Source organism: Lentisphaera profundi, from assembly GCF_028728065.1.
Classification (GTDB): domain Bacteria; phylum Verrucomicrobiota; class Lentisphaeria; order Lentisphaerales; family Lentisphaeraceae; genus Lentisphaera; species Lentisphaera profundi.
In genome coordinates this window covers 2,721,144-2,737,342 of sequence record NZ_CP117811.1, presented here as the reverse complement: position 1 = coordinate 2,737,342, position 16,199 = coordinate 2,721,144, and the positions used below count along the sequence as shown (strand labels likewise).

Annotated in this window: 13 protein-coding genes; 9 read left to right on the top strand and 4 right to left on the bottom strand. The window is 34.5% G+C overall.

From position 1 onward, the window contains the following. Positions 1 to 25: 25 nt before the first annotated feature. Genes PQO03_RS11235 through PQO03_RS11225 form a run of 3 tightly spaced genes read right to left on the bottom strand, consistent with a single transcriptional unit; the run spans position 26 to position 3,247 of the window. Complete coding sequence (locus tag PQO03_RS11235; RefSeq protein ID WP_274150356.1) at positions 26 to 1,621, bottom strand: DUF1570 domain-containing protein; 1,596 nt, start codon at positions 1,619 to 1,621, stop codon at positions 26 to 28. A gap of 43 nt (positions 1,622 to 1,664) precedes the next feature. Continuing rightward, positions 1,665 to 2,144, bottom strand: a complete 480-nt coding sequence (locus tag PQO03_RS11230) for a DUF3568 family protein (protein ID WP_274150355.1) — start codon at positions 2,142 to 2,144, stop codon at positions 1,665 to 1,667. Further along, positions 2,141 to 3,247 carry a 4-phosphoerythronate dehydrogenase gene (locus PQO03_RS11225; protein ID WP_274150354.1) on the bottom strand — a complete coding sequence of 369 codons (1,107 nt, stop codon included), beginning with the start codon at positions 3,245 to 3,247 and terminating at the stop codon, positions 2,141 to 2,143. The genes PQO03_RS11230 and PQO03_RS11225 overlap by 4 nt, the downstream gene beginning before the upstream one ends. A gap of 257 nt (positions 3,248 to 3,504) precedes the next feature. On the opposite strand from PQO03_RS11225, the gene PQO03_RS11220 reads away from it, so the two are divergent. The 9 genes from PQO03_RS11220 to PQO03_RS11180 all read left to right on the top strand — a co-directional run bounded on the left by PQO03_RS11220 (position 3,505) and on the right by PQO03_RS11180 (position 13,100). Beyond that, positions 3,505 to 4,938 (top strand): sigma 54-interacting transcriptional regulator, encoded by a 1,434-nt coding sequence (locus tag PQO03_RS11220; protein WP_274150353.1) that lies wholly within the window; start codon positions 3,505 to 3,507, stop codon positions 4,936 to 4,938. 1,442 nt (positions 4,939 to 6,380) lie between these two features. Then, on the top strand, positions 6,381 to 6,707 hold the full coding sequence (locus PQO03_RS11215; protein ID WP_274150352.1) for a hypothetical protein: 327 nt from the start codon (positions 6,381 to 6,383) through the stop codon (positions 6,705 to 6,707). Continuing rightward, the gene (locus PQO03_RS11210; RefSeq protein WP_274150351.1) at positions 6,704 to 7,801 is read left to right on the top strand and encodes a hypothetical protein; all 1,098 of its coding nucleotides are present in this window, start codon (positions 6,704 to 6,706) and stop codon (positions 7,799 to 7,801) included. Before PQO03_RS11215 ends, PQO03_RS11210 begins: the two co-directional genes overlap by 4 nt. Before the next feature lie 103 nt (positions 7,802 to 7,904). Next, complete coding sequence (locus tag PQO03_RS11205) at positions 7,905 to 9,266, top strand: hypothetical protein (protein ID WP_274150350.1); 1,362 nt, start codon at positions 7,905 to 7,907, stop codon at positions 9,264 to 9,266. After that, on the top strand, positions 9,259 to 11,010 hold the full coding sequence (locus tag PQO03_RS11200; RefSeq protein ID WP_274150349.1) for a hypothetical protein: 1,752 nt from the start codon (positions 9,259 to 9,261) through the stop codon (positions 11,008 to 11,010). The genes PQO03_RS11205 and PQO03_RS11200 overlap by 8 nt, the downstream gene beginning before the upstream one ends. Further along, positions 11,010 to 11,648 (top strand): IspD/TarI family cytidylyltransferase, encoded by a 639-nt coding sequence (locus PQO03_RS11195; RefSeq protein WP_274150348.1) that lies wholly within the window; start codon positions 11,010 to 11,012, stop codon positions 11,646 to 11,648. The genes PQO03_RS11200 and PQO03_RS11195 overlap by 1 nt, the downstream gene beginning before the upstream one ends. Positions 11,649 to 11,739: 91 nt before the next feature. Then, entirely contained in the window at positions 11,740 to 12,171 is a 432-nt protein-coding gene (gene accB / locus PQO03_RS11190) for an acetyl-CoA carboxylase biotin carboxyl carrier protein (RefSeq protein ID WP_274150347.1), read from the top strand. Between the two features lie 14 nt (positions 12,172 to 12,185). Beyond that, a complete protein-coding gene (locus PQO03_RS11185; protein ID WP_274150346.1) occupies positions 12,186 to 12,593 on the top strand; it encodes an Asp23/Gls24 family envelope stress response protein in 408 nt (135 codons plus the stop codon). Next, the gene (locus PQO03_RS11180) at positions 12,594 to 13,100 is read left to right on the top strand and encodes an Asp23/Gls24 family envelope stress response protein (RefSeq protein WP_274150345.1); all 507 of its coding nucleotides are present in this window, start codon (positions 12,594 to 12,596) and stop codon (positions 13,098 to 13,100) included. A 388-nt stretch (positions 13,101 to 13,488) separates the two neighbouring features. On the opposite strand, the gene alaS is transcribed toward PQO03_RS11180, so the two are convergent. Then, positions 13,489 to 16,188 carry an alanine--tRNA ligase gene (gene alaS, locus PQO03_RS11175; RefSeq protein ID WP_274150344.1) on the bottom strand — a complete coding sequence of 900 codons (2,700 nt, stop codon included), beginning with the start codon at positions 16,186 to 16,188 and terminating at the stop codon, positions 13,489 to 13,491. Positions 16,189 to 16,199 lie beyond the last annotated feature (11 nt).

Below are 16,199 nucleotides of genomic sequence, written 5' to 3'. Positions count from 1 at the left end.
GTACCTCGCTATAAATGTGGTGTCCTTATTTAACTTTCTTTGGTAGGATTTTTGTTCGACTCGCCTTGGAGCGCATTGATTTACTGAACCAAAAAGTACAAAAATCTTTTGTGAAAATATCCATATCAATACCATAGAAACCCAATTTCGTGGCTTCGTCTGCACTTTTACCTTCTCGTAAAGCCTTGATTGTTCTAGGAAGAATTTCCACATAATTACGGTTTTTATAAAGTGGCGCCGCTTTGCGAAGGTAGTAGCATAAAGCCCAACCTAGAGGGTAGTTAAGGTCTTTGTCAGCGTAATAGATCTCGTGGTTAGCATATATATGAGCCTGGAAATCTATCTTTCCTGATTTTAGCAAAGAACTCAATTTCGTGAGACCTCTTTTATTTTCTTCCAAGTAAAGTTTTCCAGAAGATATCTTTGAATGGGCAAATATTTCGGCATGGCCTTCATTAAACCACATCGGTGCCCTCACTTTTCCCAAGGCATAAAATAAGTACTGATGAAAGGCCTCGTGATTTAAAACATCTAAGATCCAATCTTTGTTAGCAGATGACTTCGCCTCTTTACTCATTGTCGAAAGAATCAATTCACGGCGCGAGGGGCTCCACAAGCCTCCGGACCATTCCATGTCGGCCCCTACGTAGTCTTTGTAGCCTTCTCTCGTTGCGGGAATAGTTATTACACTCACTTCTTCTATTTCTTTATTTGCGGGTAAAAAGAGCTCGTAGGAATGACGCATTTGCTCAACTTGAACCTGAATTTTCTTTGCTAATATGCGATTGCGTGAACTGAGGTTAGATTTTAATATATAGTTTTCCGTTTCAGCAAACCACCAATTCTGCATGCCACTCACTTCCTTTTTAACTCTATTAACTGTTTCCATATATTGTGCCGATTTATTGCCTTTTGGCTTACTGGAAAAGTTTTGATTTATGGCCTTTAGTTCTTTTGATTCTCCTATTTTGAAGTAGCGAACAAAGCTCTGAATTGCCGACATCAATTTGCGTTGATCTTCGTAAGTAGACTTTATGCTTAAATAATACTGACGCTTATCCTTGCTGGTAAAAACAAAACTATATTTCCCAATGACCTTTTCAGATAAATCATATTGAACACCTGTTGGCAGGTTACTTCTATTAAACTTTCCAAAGAGTGCAACCTCTTTATTTTCTAAATCTTCAAACCATTGCTTAAGAAAATTTTCATCCCGCTTTTGGGCTTTTGTCATATCTTCATATATATCTTTTGTAATGAAATATTCACCATTAACATTAAAAGCATTTTCGGTACTAGGCTTTACAGATTTGATGGAGTAAATACTTATATCAATTCCATTATTTTTATAGGTAGCGATCCATTGTTCATCTAGCCATAATTCATTTAAGTTAAAGGCTTCTATTCTCTTAACGGGGATATCTGGATTACTAGATGTACGTGTAAATGTATTAATTTTAAGAGGCTTTTTAGTTTGTGCTTCGGCCTTGTAAAAGTTTCTAAACTTTATTCCGTGAATCAGTATATCTGTCGTCTTTCTACTAATTTGTAAGTCGCGGCTACTCGCGGCACTTAATATCGTGGAAGATACTAGAAGTACTATAATTAATAATTTATTCATATCTTTTTCACTTTATAATTTCTTATATTTTAACTTCTATTACTTAGTTAAGCAAGTTTAGGTAGGCACTCAAATACTCTCGGGCCTTTTCTTGATTCGGTGTGATACCATCTGAGAACTGAAAGCTTAATTTAGTTTTTAAACCTTTTTCTCTAGTCATCCGCTTTCTCTGAGATTCACTTACATTAGTACCCTCTTCTACTTTATAAGGAGTATAATCAATGAATATAAAACTTATTGAATAGGTGTTTTTTTTAGTTTTTTCATCCTCTACTATTAGCTTAGCTTCAAGCCGGTATTTATCATCTTCGAAAACTAGCTTTTCTGCTCCCTGTCCTTCCAAAAATACTTTGGCAATCTCGTAGGCATGTTCTTTATCGTGGTACAACTTTTTTTCTATTCGTCCATTATACCAAGCATATGAACCACCACCAGCGGCGCCAACAGAAATGAGGATGCATGACGAGCTTATAACAAGCAAACTAATAAGTGAAATATATAAATACAGCTTTCTAAATTTCATTTCTTTATCACAGGCTCAGGCATCATCGCTACTAGCTTTTTGCAGTTCTCTTCATCACCAATGAATTGATAATTTGCCAAGTCTCTATGGGCTTCATATTGGCCGCGATTTATTTCAAAATTTTCTGCGGTGCAACGCAATTTTTTATCATCATCCATAATATCATAGGCCTCTTTTATAGCTTTCACTAATCCTAATTCGCCTTCTTTAACTTGTATTTTTTTGTCTTCTAATGGCAAATTTGTCGCCTGCCACTCTTTTAAATTCAAGTCAAAAAATTCTGCAATATGCCTTACTGACATGGAAGTTCCATTAGCTTTTCCATCAACAGAATAACCCGCTATATGTGAACTAATAACTTTACATTTTTTCATTAATTCTAAATCTAGATTGGGTTCATTTTCCCACACATCTAAGACCGCATTTATAGAATTATCATCTAGGTATTTTTCTAGATCATTCTCTACGATGATTCCTCCTCGTGAGGAGTTTACTAACCATGCGCCCTCTTTCATTTGAGAGAGTTTTGAATCATCAAATAAAGCCGAAGTCTTGTACTCTCCACTTCTTATATAGGGGACGTGAATAGATATAATATCTGATTGATTAAGTACCGTCTCTAAATTACAAAAATTTTCTTTGCCCTCTGCTAGAGCTCTTGGCGGATCATTAATAAGAACTTTCATACCGAGTGCTTCAGCTACTTTTTTAACTCTCTTCCCAACATTGCCACAACCCACCAAACCAAAAGTTTTACCTTTGCTTTGAAAGCCATGATCACTCATCATTGTTGCCAATAAAGATGCTATATAAGTAGCTACTGAACCTGAATTACAACCTGGACAATTTTTCCAAATCACCCCTCTTTCCTCTAAGTATTTTTTATCTATATGATCGTGACCAATTGTAGCAGTGACAACTAATTTAATGGATGAATTCTCGAGTAGTTCACGATTGACTTGAGTCCTTGTCCTCGTAATTAACACATCTGCATCAAGCATATCTTGGGTATTGATTTTTGCCCCTGCTATATACTTGACTTCTGCAAAATTTTCTAAAGCTCCCTGTAGGTAAGGTATTCTATCGTCTGCGACTATTTTCATCTTATCTCTCTCAATTTATTTATGGAAATTTAAAGCTTATTTCCCCTTACTCAAGAATAAACTGAACTTCTAGAATGAATTTAAAAAACACTTAATTATTTAATTAATTAAAAATATAATTTAAAAAAACTATATTTATCAAAATAACATCATATTTAAAGTCAAAACTAAAACATTTACCATTAACTAAACACTTGTATTTAAGTGTTTTTAACTTATAATAGATAAGTATTAAATTATTATTAGAGGTTAAATCAGTGCGTAAAAACCAAACAATCCCCATGGAAATATTGCAGAATCTGCAATTCAACTTGCAACCACAATCCTTTGCTTTGAGTGTCGGTGAGGCCCTGAATAAACTTTTTGCGATGCCGCTCATGGAGATCAGTTGGGGCCTTCGAGATGGTGAAAACTTCCCTGTTTACTGCTATCAAAAATTAGACGGGCAGGGCAGCTCGAGCCTTTTTGATAGGCAGACAAAAAACTCTCTGGCCAAAGAATTAATTGATGATGAAGCCGCCTTTGTAATCGAAGATTTCACAGAAGAAAACGACGAGATGATAGAGGTTAGAAAAGCTTATTTAATGGGTGCTGAACAACTCATTGTCTTACCACTATTTGATAGACTAGGCGTCAACGGTTTCCTGAATTTATACCTCTCTGATAAAACAGAAGCCGCCTATTGGGAAACGCTATTTTCACAACTCTGTCCCCTCGCCTCTGCCAGCCTCACTTTCAGTAAAAAATTAAACAAAACGGCAACGGCATCTAGGCGTGCATGGAGCGAACTTCGCGACCTGCAAAACGAAAATTCAATCAGGGGAGCAAAACCCTTTATTCGCGAAAGTAGCGCCATGAATGAACTCTGGACTCAGGTTTGCATCTTAGCTCCTCGTTTATCCGAATTTTGGATAATAGGTACACCAGGAAGCGGTCGCGAACTATGCGCTCGACACATACACGCTAGGTCGGGTAGCGTAAGCAAACGTTTAGAGGTTTTTGACTGTGCGAGTATCCCTATTGATATTCATTATTCAGAAATCTTTGGAGAGGATAATTCTGGGCTTTGGTACAAACTTAATGGAGGCAGCTTATACATTAAAAATATCGAATTATTAGACCCCAAAGTAAACGCTAAAATAATAGAAAAAATCAAGACCGATATCCGCCTAAATACTGAAGCTAAAAATATTATTATTTCATCTCAATCAGAAAACTTGAATAACCCACTCAAAAAACATTTTGAAAATGCAGCCATCACTTTTCCTAACTTTAATGATCGACGTGATGACTGGCTATGGTTGCTTAGAGAACTCGTTGCTGAAATAGCAAATAACATCGGCGTGGCCATCCTTGAAATAACTCCGAGTTTTACTCAGTATATCATGCAACAAAATTGGTCTGATGACTTTAGCGAAATCCGCGAATTTTTAACAAAGTCACTTATCTCAAGTCGCGGTAGAACCCTCAAAGTTCCCAGCCTTAACGAAGGAGAGAACCAGAGCAAAGCAGGGCGTCCACCGGCCAATTTAGACAGTTCGGTTCAGCAACAAATTATCAAAGCTCTAAGGAAATGTAAAGGCAAGGTTTATGGCTCTGATGGCGCCGCTTCATTACTCGGTTTACACGCCAGTACTCTTCAGGGAAAAATGCGTAAGTTTAATTTAATTGCAGGAGATTTTAAAAAATAATTTGCGACTCTAATTTTCTCGATTTTCCTGTGAAATACAGTCGCGCTATACACAGGAGATTGATCCAAGCCTGAAGCAGTATCACGAAATATATTTTTATCGTTAATATAACTTTCTTAGACTCTAAAATTAAGTAGATCTACTGGTTTTATTTTGCTAAGATAAAATTCGAAATCGAGATACTTTTTAATATTTTCACTCATTATTTACTTAATTTTTATCATTCTAAAAATGTCGTCTTTATACCATACAATATTTCCATTAATTCTTCCAGGCTCACAATTTTGATACTTCTTTTGGGGAGCTTTAACTCTTCATCTGAAATACGATTTAAAAGTGATATGACTCAAAACAAAAAACGATTAGCCAGAATAGAGGGCATGATGTGACCCGTACGATAGGGACGCTGTCCCCCTCGAGCTCCCCAGTAGGGGAATTCCTTTCCTTGACCGGGCGATTAGGGGCTTGGCCCTAATGAGTGGGAACTTAAGGGAATCTAAGATGTAACTCATGCTCAATACACATTATGTGATTGTTCAGGTAAGCGCTGAAGCGAAACTCCGAGTGTTGGGATTATCAAGGGTGCTTCGCATCCTTAAGAATCCCAACGCTTGTCGCTACACTCCTACACTTAAATCTTAGCAGAAATGAGTACCTTACTATATTCAATTCATACTTAATCCACCCGCCTGGTCAAGGAGTGGCAGCTCCTTGCAGGGTTTGGGGCAGAGCCCCATACATAATTTAATAAAATAAGCTTAAGTTCCCACCCATTAGAGGAGTCCTCGGAGCCATGGACCTAAGTTCGTGGCTCAGGTTCTTAGACTTCATCTCGAAGTTAAGATTTCTTAAGTTCCCTATCATTAAGCAAGACCCTGCCCATCATATAGGCAATCGCGTTAATTTATAAAACAGACTTCTTAGCCCAATCTCCGTCTTTACTAGATCCCAAGGTGGGAGCTTTGGCAAAACTCGCTTAAAACACTGAATTTAAGCCAGAAACCATCATAAAATCGATAAAAATGGGTTTTTCAGATAGATTACTCAGGGGCGATACCTTTTTCGGTTTAAAGGCTGTTTCTAGAAGCCTTAATTGGAGGATATATAAACCTTTATAATTGATAGTAGTATACTACACTATAACCCGTAGTATACACCATGACGAATAAAACAAACCATAAGAACTTAATAGTTAAATATTTATAGATAAAACAAGAACACAAAAGTAGTACACTACAAATAGAGCAATAACAAACACACAGAAATAGATCAAAAACAAACCAAGGACATAAACTTCTTATATACTTATACCTACAGATAAATCAATATAAAAGTATACATAACTATAGTAAACCACACTATATTACACTATACTCAACTACAGTATATTATATCACAGTACAAATTGACTTATAAATAAGAATGATTAGATTAAAGCTATTATGAATGATGAACTCTACAGAAAACAGATAGAAGGTCTTGATTACCAACACTTCTTGGTACTCTATTGGACCATGGTGGCTGAAGATAAACGCGAGGGCTACAATATAACTAATGTCTTTGATGACCTCAAAATGTCGGGAGTCACAAGGACGAAGCAGAGCGCTGTATCATATGTAGAGACACTCAAGTACTTACAGTTCATAGAACTAAGAGAACAACGTAATAGAAAGAGCCTATATTTAACAGAACATGGTGCCAAAGCACTTATGCGTTTAGGCGAAAAATTTGATATTTTAAAATCCAACTACCTGGAGACAGTGAAATGATAATAGGAATCGGCGGAGCCGGCGGCAAACTTGCCTCAGGCTTAAGTAAAGAAGCAACAGTAATTAATGTGTCCGAAGTTGAGATGCATAAGCTTGGATTAGCCAACAGTATTTTGGCTTATACAAACAACGAAAAAGGACAATTAGTTGGTTCAAAAAAGGACCCTAATATCGGCAAAACAGCTTTTAATAGTGTTCGAGGACAATTACTCGACATTATCAAGGGCAATGCCATCATTACATCCTCTGGTGGAGGCACAGGTAATGGCATTACTTCACAAGTACTCAATTATGTATCATCCCTAGAGAAAGTTAGTGATATCAACAGAACACAGTTTATCATTATCCTACCCTATGCAAAGAAAGAGCCGAGTGAGTACGTAAACAACACTATAGAATTTTTACAGGGTCCCTTATGGAAAGGTGTTGATAGCACCAACACAGGCAACACCTTCTTATTTAGTAATAAGTGTAAGTTTGAAGGACGAATGGCTGAAAAAGCCTTCAATGAAATGATTTGTAATAGTCTTGCAACTTTAAATAGTATCCCAGAAAAAGGGGACCAATATGAGCTTTTAGAGGGTCATATTGATAGAGAAGATTTTGAAGCCTATAAATCAAAATCATTCTTTAATTATTTTACCGATTTTGAATATAACCCTGACCGTTACTTTGATGAACAGATGGAAGAAAATTACAATGAACTGATGCTAAGACCAGATGTCCCCATTGAAGCACTCTTCTTATTGGAAGTACCAGAAAACTATGATCACACTGTTTTTTATAATATTCTCGACCATTTCGATGCTCAAAAAGTAACTCCTATATACAGTGTTGTAAGAAACCCTAATATCGATAAGCCACATATCACAGTGTCGCTTTTATACTCTAGAAAGCCCGCTGACTTGGTCGATGATTACAATCGTGTTGCAGAAGAAACTACACGAGAAAAAATCAAAAAATCAATCGACCATAATACAAAAATGGAAAAGGTTGCAGTCAATATGGAAACTAGAGCTGAAGAAGTGGCTCGTGAAGAGGGAACTGAAACCAGTGAAATTAGAAATATCCTCAAACGCTTAGGTAAAATTTAGTCGACAAACTTTACTCAAAAGCAAGAAAAAATGAAAGGACTTAAACCAATGAGGTTTAAGTCCTTTTTATATGATGTAATAGTATAAAAATTATCTTTATAAAATGCATTTAAAAAATATTATATTCATTACTCTTACTAGCCTTACTGGCTATGCAAAAATCCATCAACTTAGTGACGTTAAGTTACAGAGTACCGAGAGTCATAGTCTAAAGGAAGAGGTCATATCTGCTTTTATCTATGATAAAGATAAATCAGCAATTATTAAACAAATTAATAAGCTTAGAAAACAGAAACTAATCGATGCACTTGATTACTATCAGTACATAAACTTATTAGAAAATAAATCAGATTTTAAAAAACAATATTATGTTGATGAGGATCTAAAAAGCTTAAAAGACCTGTCTATAAATATTGAAAATGATGATGAAGTGGCACTCTTATTAAAAGATAAACTTAACGATAAATACGTCTACGAATACTTCATTTACCAAGCTTTTAATCATTATCGACCCTATATGGATTCACTTATTTTAGCGCTTAAAACTAGCGATAATCAAAAGAAGTTATTCATCAAATATAATTATGAAAAAGCTAATTATGTCTATCTAAAAAGAATGATTTCCCAATCAGATAAAAATGAAAAAAAATTGCTCATGGATTTACTCATTAATAGTGATTTAAAAATAAATAATTCTGAATTAATTAAGCTTATCGAACAACGCAATGAATTAGAATATGAAATTGAGTACTCCTATAAACTTTTAGATTTATATGAGAAAGAAGAGCATTATTTTTCTATGTTAGCAGAAATAGATTTAATCCTTAGCCAGCAAAAAAATTATAAGCTCATTGAAAAAATTATATCTTTGAAGGCCACAGAAATTAAGCAAAGTGATTATGATTTACTCTCTAAGAAAGTAGAGGATGAAAGATTAAAGGACCTGAGATACCTAATCATAAAAACAGTATACGAACACGATAAAGAATTTGATGAAATATTGCCTGAAGAAGAAAATGATCCCGAGTTCATTGGCGATTTCATTTATTATAAAACGATAAACTTAATTCTAGTTAATGAATTTCGAAAAGCTTATTTACTGATCAATGCTGATGAAGAACTTTTCATTGCTAATAAAGAATTAGACCTATTAAAAGATAAGCTGAAAATCCTCTTGGATGTAAGTGTAGATGAAGATGAAAGTCCTTATAAAAGCCTTTCTACGCGACTGAATCAGCAAAGCCTACTCATTGATGAAAACTTAGTCAAGACACCCTTATTAAAGGACTTGAGTATTGAGAACCTTGCTTTGAGTGATTTTTATGAATGCTATGATAGAATTAATAAAAACGAAACTCTAGCATACATCGAATGCTTTATTATTTATCGTGAGATTTTCGCAAAATTAAGTGAGCCTCAACAGATTTTACTTAAAGAAAAAATGGAAGCACTTGGTTTTGAATAAGTTTATTATATACAGCTTTTTATTTGTTGGTTCACTTTGGTCAAGTGATTATGCTTACCTAGATAAAAATTATGCCGAAGCAGAAATTATTTATAAAAAGTACTGGGAAAAAAGTGGTGATATCAAGCATTTAAGGTCTTATATAAAAACTTTAATAAGGCAAAATAAGTATAAAAAATCCCTCGAAATTATTCAACTCACACGCCTTGATGACAAGTATATTACTTATTTAAAAAACTACTGTAATACAGCGCTCAATAATTTTGAAGACTTAGAAAATTCCACCCAAAATGAAAAGCTCATTGATTATATAAATATAAAGAAAAGTAAAAAAACAAATATAAATAATGACTTAAGTCGACTACTTAATTTAGACGATTTTGAATCCATAGAGAGTCCTTTTTATAAGCTTTATTATCTTGTTCAAAAGCAAGATATAAAAGAAATTAATTCTTTTATAGTTAGTAACTACCAAGACTTGAGAAGCGCTAATAAAAACTATCAATGGTTAGCCCTGTTTGAAGCTTATAAGATATTAAAAAGTCATAATGAAATGATTGCTGAAGACATCAAAGATTTTATTGTCCACAACTGTAAAATCCTCGATATTCGAAAACTACTTGAGAGTTCATTTTATAGTGATGATAAGTATGCCATGTATGCTGAAAAGATTTTTAGCTCATTTACTAATACTCAATCCTTCGAAAAATTGAGTGCACTTAGCCAAGAAGGTAAAATAAGCAAAAAAGACTTAAGTCTGCTCGTAAAACTCAATCCAAATAATCAAGAAAATTTTTACTTTATAAAAGCCAGCATGGAAAGGAGTCCTAAACTATTTCTACAATTATATGAAGACTATAAAAAGGATAAATACCTTTATTATATGTTCATTTCCTGTTTACAAAAGAAGAATAGTTTTGAACTAGTTTATAGCTACCGTGAAGAACTTTTAAAGCATCGAAAAATTTTATTTTCCTACATTAATTATCTTCAGTTTACAGATTTGGAAACATATTCTAATATTAAGAAATTAGAAATCTATATACATAAGCAAGACAAAGAACTATTAAATAATTATGGTCGCCTCGTTTATAAACACGATAAAGGAAAAGCTTTAAGTATTTGGAAAAGTAACCCAAACCCTGCGGCACATAGCTATATTCTGTACCATGACTTTAATAGTGGCTACGAAATAAAATTAGACGAAGAGGATAAGGAAAACAAAAACCTATTAGCTTTAGAAGGTATTTTAGAGTTCCGCAAAAAAAATTATAAGTATCTATTAAAAGACTTTCCTGAAGACGAATATTTATATCCACAACATCTATTTTTACGTTCTATCTTTTTAAGTCAAAGTGCTGACTTTTCGGGGGCATCTAAATTGCTTGACCCCAATAGCCCCAATCCCTACATAGCTGGTAAATCTGCAGATTTTTTATTTTTACTGTATGGCTTAGAGAATAATGTTGATCACCTGGATCTAGCTTTAAGTATATATAAAAATTTACCTCCTAATAAAATTTATGAAGCTTCATTAAGATATAAAATTTTTAACTGTTTGAGAGAAAAAAATGAAGAACAAGTCATTCTGGATTTCATTGAAGATAAGCTCTTTTCTATACAGTTAGACCCTAAAAATTATTATGATCGCCGTCTATTATATGATGTTTATCGCTACTGTTATAGTAAAAACTATATCTCTTTTTGTGAGAGTATTAGTAATAAATATGGAATAAAACCCTAATGGAAAAAGCGGCTGTTTTATTATGTGGAGGTTCAGGCTCAAGGTTTGGGAGTAATAAGCTCTTAGTTAAACTGGATGGTAAAGAGGTTTTTCTCCATTCATTAGAAGCGCTTGCTCAAGTTATTGATAGCAAAAATATAGTTCTCGTCTCTTCAGAAAAAGATAAAAGTCAATTTAAGGAATTGCTTAAAGTGAATGGCTTTTCTGATGTGCAGGTATGTTGTGGTGGAAAAGAACGCTATCACTCTGTATTGAAAGGCCTCAATAAGTGTTCAGAAAAGGCTTTAGTCGCCATTCATGATGCTGCTCGACCTTTTATAAGTTCTAAACTCATAGAAGATACTTTCTCCTCTGCTTATAAACATGGAGGCGCTATACTTTGTAAGAAAGTAAGTGATACCATAAAAATAAATGATAGCGAAGGTGTTCGCACACTACAAAGAGATCATTTAACCGCAGCAGAAACACCACAAATTTTTTATTGCAAGGACTTAAAAAAAGCTATTAATTTTGTCATAGATAATAACTTATCTGTCACAGATGATGCCCATGCAATGGAGTGTATAAATAAAGATTATTTCATGCATATCCACGAAGGGAATAACAAGAAAATCACCTATACTTCGGATTTAGATTAATTAATAAGTTTCGACTAGATTGATTAATACTTATATTCATACTAGATTAGATCGTTTTTAAACTGAAAATTTATAAAAAGGGAGAGCTCTTTTGAACTTCGAAAACATCGAAAAACTCGCAGAAATTTTGGATAAATACAACCTATCTGAAATCGATTATACAGAAAGCGACGCTTTTAGTATTACTCTTAAAGGAGCTGTTGCTGCTCCGGTACAAGCTATGGCTGCTCCTGTAGCTCAAGCCGCAAGTGCTGCTGCACCTGTTGTTAATTCTGATGAAGGACTACATATAGTCACATCTGAATTAGTTGGAACTTTCTATGCATCCGCCTCACCAGATTCAGCCGCTTATATAAAAGTTGGTGACGAAGTTACTGTAGACTCAACATTGTGTATTGTTGAAGCTATGAAAGTAATGAACGAAATTAAATCTGAAGTAAATGGTACTGTTGTTGAAATTTTAGTTGATAACGGAACTCCTGTAGAGTACGGTCAAGCTATCATCAAAATCAAACCAAGCTAAATAAGGAGTTCTTCATGTCTGAAACAAATGATATAGATATTAGTAACTGTGTTAAAAATAGTACCCATATTTCTGAAGATGTTTATAGTTCAATAGTTAGTAGCACTGTCTTAGAAATTGAAGAAGTTGTTCAATTTGCTAACTCAGGTATTGTTGGCGGCATTGCTAATTTAATTGGTAAAAAAACTAGCGATAGTCCGATACACATCGGCATTGATGAAGAAAACTCCGACGTAACTGTAACAATTAATATTGTTGTTAAGTATGGTGTTTTCATTCCTAAAATCGTCGAGGATATTCAAAATAAAATTACTTCTTCAATTAAAAATATGACTGGTCAAACTGTTTGCTCTGTAAACGTTCGTATCCATAATATTGTCAAAGTAGAAGATGCTGAATTAGAAGTAGAGGAAGAAGCTTAATTGCAAGATTTGCTACAGAGCTTCCTTAAGCTTATAAATTCTTCTGACCCCTCAATAAAGTTTTACTTAGGGGCTTTAAGCGGAATTACCTTTACTATTTTCGTCCGTTTTCTATCTTATATTAGAAAGAACAGAAAACCCAAAGGCGTTTATATTAAGGGTGAAAGAGGTGATATACTTATTCATCAAACAGCTATTGCCGATTTTATAAATAAAGTTCTTTCTGGACGAGTTCAGGCTCAAGTTCAAAAAGTTTTTATTTATTCTAAGAAATCTAACCATTACCTCACGGTTTATATATCTGTTCCTCCAGCTGCTAATGTTACTGAAACAGTTAAAACTTTACATGACATTGTTTTTCAACAAGTATCTGAAAAGTTAGGCATCGATAACTTAGAGAAAGTCGACATCATTGTTAAAGATTTTAAAACTAAAGAGAAGTCTTTAGAAAAGAAAAATCAGAAACTCATTAATACTGTTGATGAAAAAGCTGAAGTCTTAAGCTAAAGCTCTAAATCGAATTATTTGAAAAGCCGAGTGAATAACTCGGCTTTTTCTTTGGCCGTATTACACTCAAATATTGCATACTTGAACACGATTAACCATAATTAAGGGTATGATGCTTCGCATAAGAGAGGGACGCTGTCCCCCTCTAGCTCCCCCAGCAAGGATTTGCCAATCCTTGACCAGGCGACTAAAGGGCTTTGCCCCTTTTAATGGATAATCGTATACTTAAAAGTCCTAGGGTAGGATCCATATAGATTATACATATATCAATTGTTTAGCTACCATACTTACAGGCTTACTAAATTTGAAAGCTTTGCTGATTCTTGTATGAGCACAAAAAAGCCGAGTTAAATAACTCGGCTTTTTCATTAACTATATAAAAACAGTTTTACTTACTCTCTATAAGCTCTCTAACGGCTTTAAAAGCTGAAGGAATTGCTTCGGGCATACGTCCGCCTGCTTGAGCGAAAGTAGGGGCACCACCGCCTCCACCACCAACTTGTTTAGCTGCGATACTTACTATCTCACCAGCTTTGAAGCCTTTTTTTGTTAAGTCATCCGAAACACCACTAGTTAAAACGACTTTGCCATTTGCGGAAGAAGCAAAAACAACAATTCCAGAACCAATTTTTTTACGAAGACTATGAGTCATATTTTTGAGAGTATCTGCATCATTATCTACTTTCAACATTAGGACTTTTATACCGTTAATTTCTTCTACTTTCTCAAGTAAAGAATCGGCTTCTAAAGCCACTAACTTAGACTTAGCCTCATCTAGTTCCTTTTGAAGACTTTTAACGTTACTGGATAGCTTAGTAAGTCTTTCAGGTATTAATTCAACTTTACACTTAAGGTCGCCAGCTAAGTTTTGTAAAAGCTTATTAGTATTAAGAGCATTTTTGACTGCATCCATACCGGTAATAGCTTCAATACGGCGAATACCTGCAGAAACAGAACCTTCAGAAGTAATTTTAAATAAACCAATTTCTCCGGTATTACTTACGTGAGTACCACCGCAAAGCTCCAAAGAAAAATCACCGATTTCTACAACGCGAACATCATTATCATATTTTTCACCAAAGAGGGCCATTGCACCCATTTCTTTGGCTTCGTCAATGTTTTTTAAATGAGTTTCTACAAGAGAACTCTCAATAATTTTTTCGTTTATTAGAATTTCTAATTTCTCAATTTCTTTAGCTTTTAAACCTTGGTGATGAGAAAAATCAAAACGCAAATAATCAGCAGCCACTAAAGAACCTTTCTGTTCTACATGCTCACCTAATAAATCTTGTAGTGCTTTGTGAAGTAAGTGAGTTGCTGTGTGATTTCTTCTGATTTTATTACGACGTTCAACATCATAAGAGACTACTACATATTCACCTTCTTCAGGGGCTTCATCACCTTCTAAGTAATGAAGTGTGGCATCACCACTTTTTTGAGTATCTCTAATCGTATAAAGTTTTCCACCGGCAGCAATTGTTCCGCTATCACCAAGCTGACCACCCATTTCAGGATAACAAACTGATGAATCAAAAATCACTGCTAAGCCATTTTTCATTTTTATAACTTCTTTAACTTGGGCCTCATTTGAGCTTTCTTTTTGATAAGCTAAAAATTTAGTTGGCTCAGAAGTTTTGATTTCTGATAAAGAAATAATTTCTTTCTTTTGCGCTGCACGAGCACGATTTCTTTGCTCATCCATGAGTTTTTCAAAACCTGCAACATCAACTTTAAAACCTTGTTCTCGGGCCATAAGCTCTGTTAAATCAAGTGGGAAACCCTGTTCATCTGCTAAACGGAAAGCAAAAGCACCTGAAATACAATCGCCTTTTGAGAGTTTAGCTATTTCAGTTTCAAAAAGATTAATGCCACGATCTAAAGTTCTATTAAAAGCTTCTTCTTCACTTTTTATAACAGTTTTAATATGTTGACGACCTTTAGCTAATTCAGGGAAAATTTCGCCCATTTGATCGGCTAGTGTATCAACTAATTGATAAAAGAAAGGTTTACTTAAACCTATTGTTCTACCATAGCGAACTGCACGTCTAAGTATTCGACGTAATACATAGTTTCTATCGCCATTTCCTGGTTGAATTCCATCGGCAATTGAAAATGAGAGTGTACGAATATGATCAGCTATAACGCGAAAGGCAATATCAACCATTTCTTGATCATTTGCGGCTACAAAATTACCTTCTTCATTTTTTTGAGGAAGAGTAGAAGTATATTTTTCACCAGATATTTCACTTAATTTATTAAAAATGGGAGTAAATATATCCGTTTCATAATTAGATATTATTCCGCTAAAATCACTGAACTTTTTAGTATTTAAAATAATTGAAGCTAAACGTTCAAAGCCCATTCCCGTATCGATATTTTTTGTCGGTAGTTCAGAAAAAGAACCATCGGGATTAGCGTTCATTTGAATGAAAACCAAATTCCAAATTTCGATACATTTATCTGTATCCATATTGACTAAGGAACCCTTAGTATCACCCTCTGGAGTGAGATCAATATGAAGTTCTGTGCAAGGACCACAAGGACCGGTTTCACCCATCATCCAAAAGTTGTCTGCTTTATTGCCATTAACAATATGGACTGCAGGATCTAAACCATCTGCTTTGAAAATTTCAGCCCAAATATCATATGCTTCTTGATCGAAATCAGCTGGATCACCAATTGATTTGTCAGGACTATAAACCGTTGCGTAAAGTCTTTCTTTTGGAATCTTACATACTTTAGTTAAGTATTCCCAAGCGTATTCAATAGCTTCTTTTTTAAAGTAGTCATTAAAGGACCAATTTCCCAACATCTCAAAAAATGTATGGTGATAAGTATCCATTCCCACATCTTCTAAATCATTGTGCTTACCACCAGCACGAATACACTTTTGTGTATCAACGGCACGACCAGGAGTATAGGGACATTTTTTCTCTCCCAAAAAAATGGGAACAAACTGATTCATACCTGCATTTGTAAACAAGAGGTTGGGGCTATCTGGCATTAAACTTGCCGACGATACCAAGCTGTGTTTTTTAGATTGAAAATAATCAAAAAAACTTTGTCTAATCTCTTTTGAACTCAACATATTACTTTCCT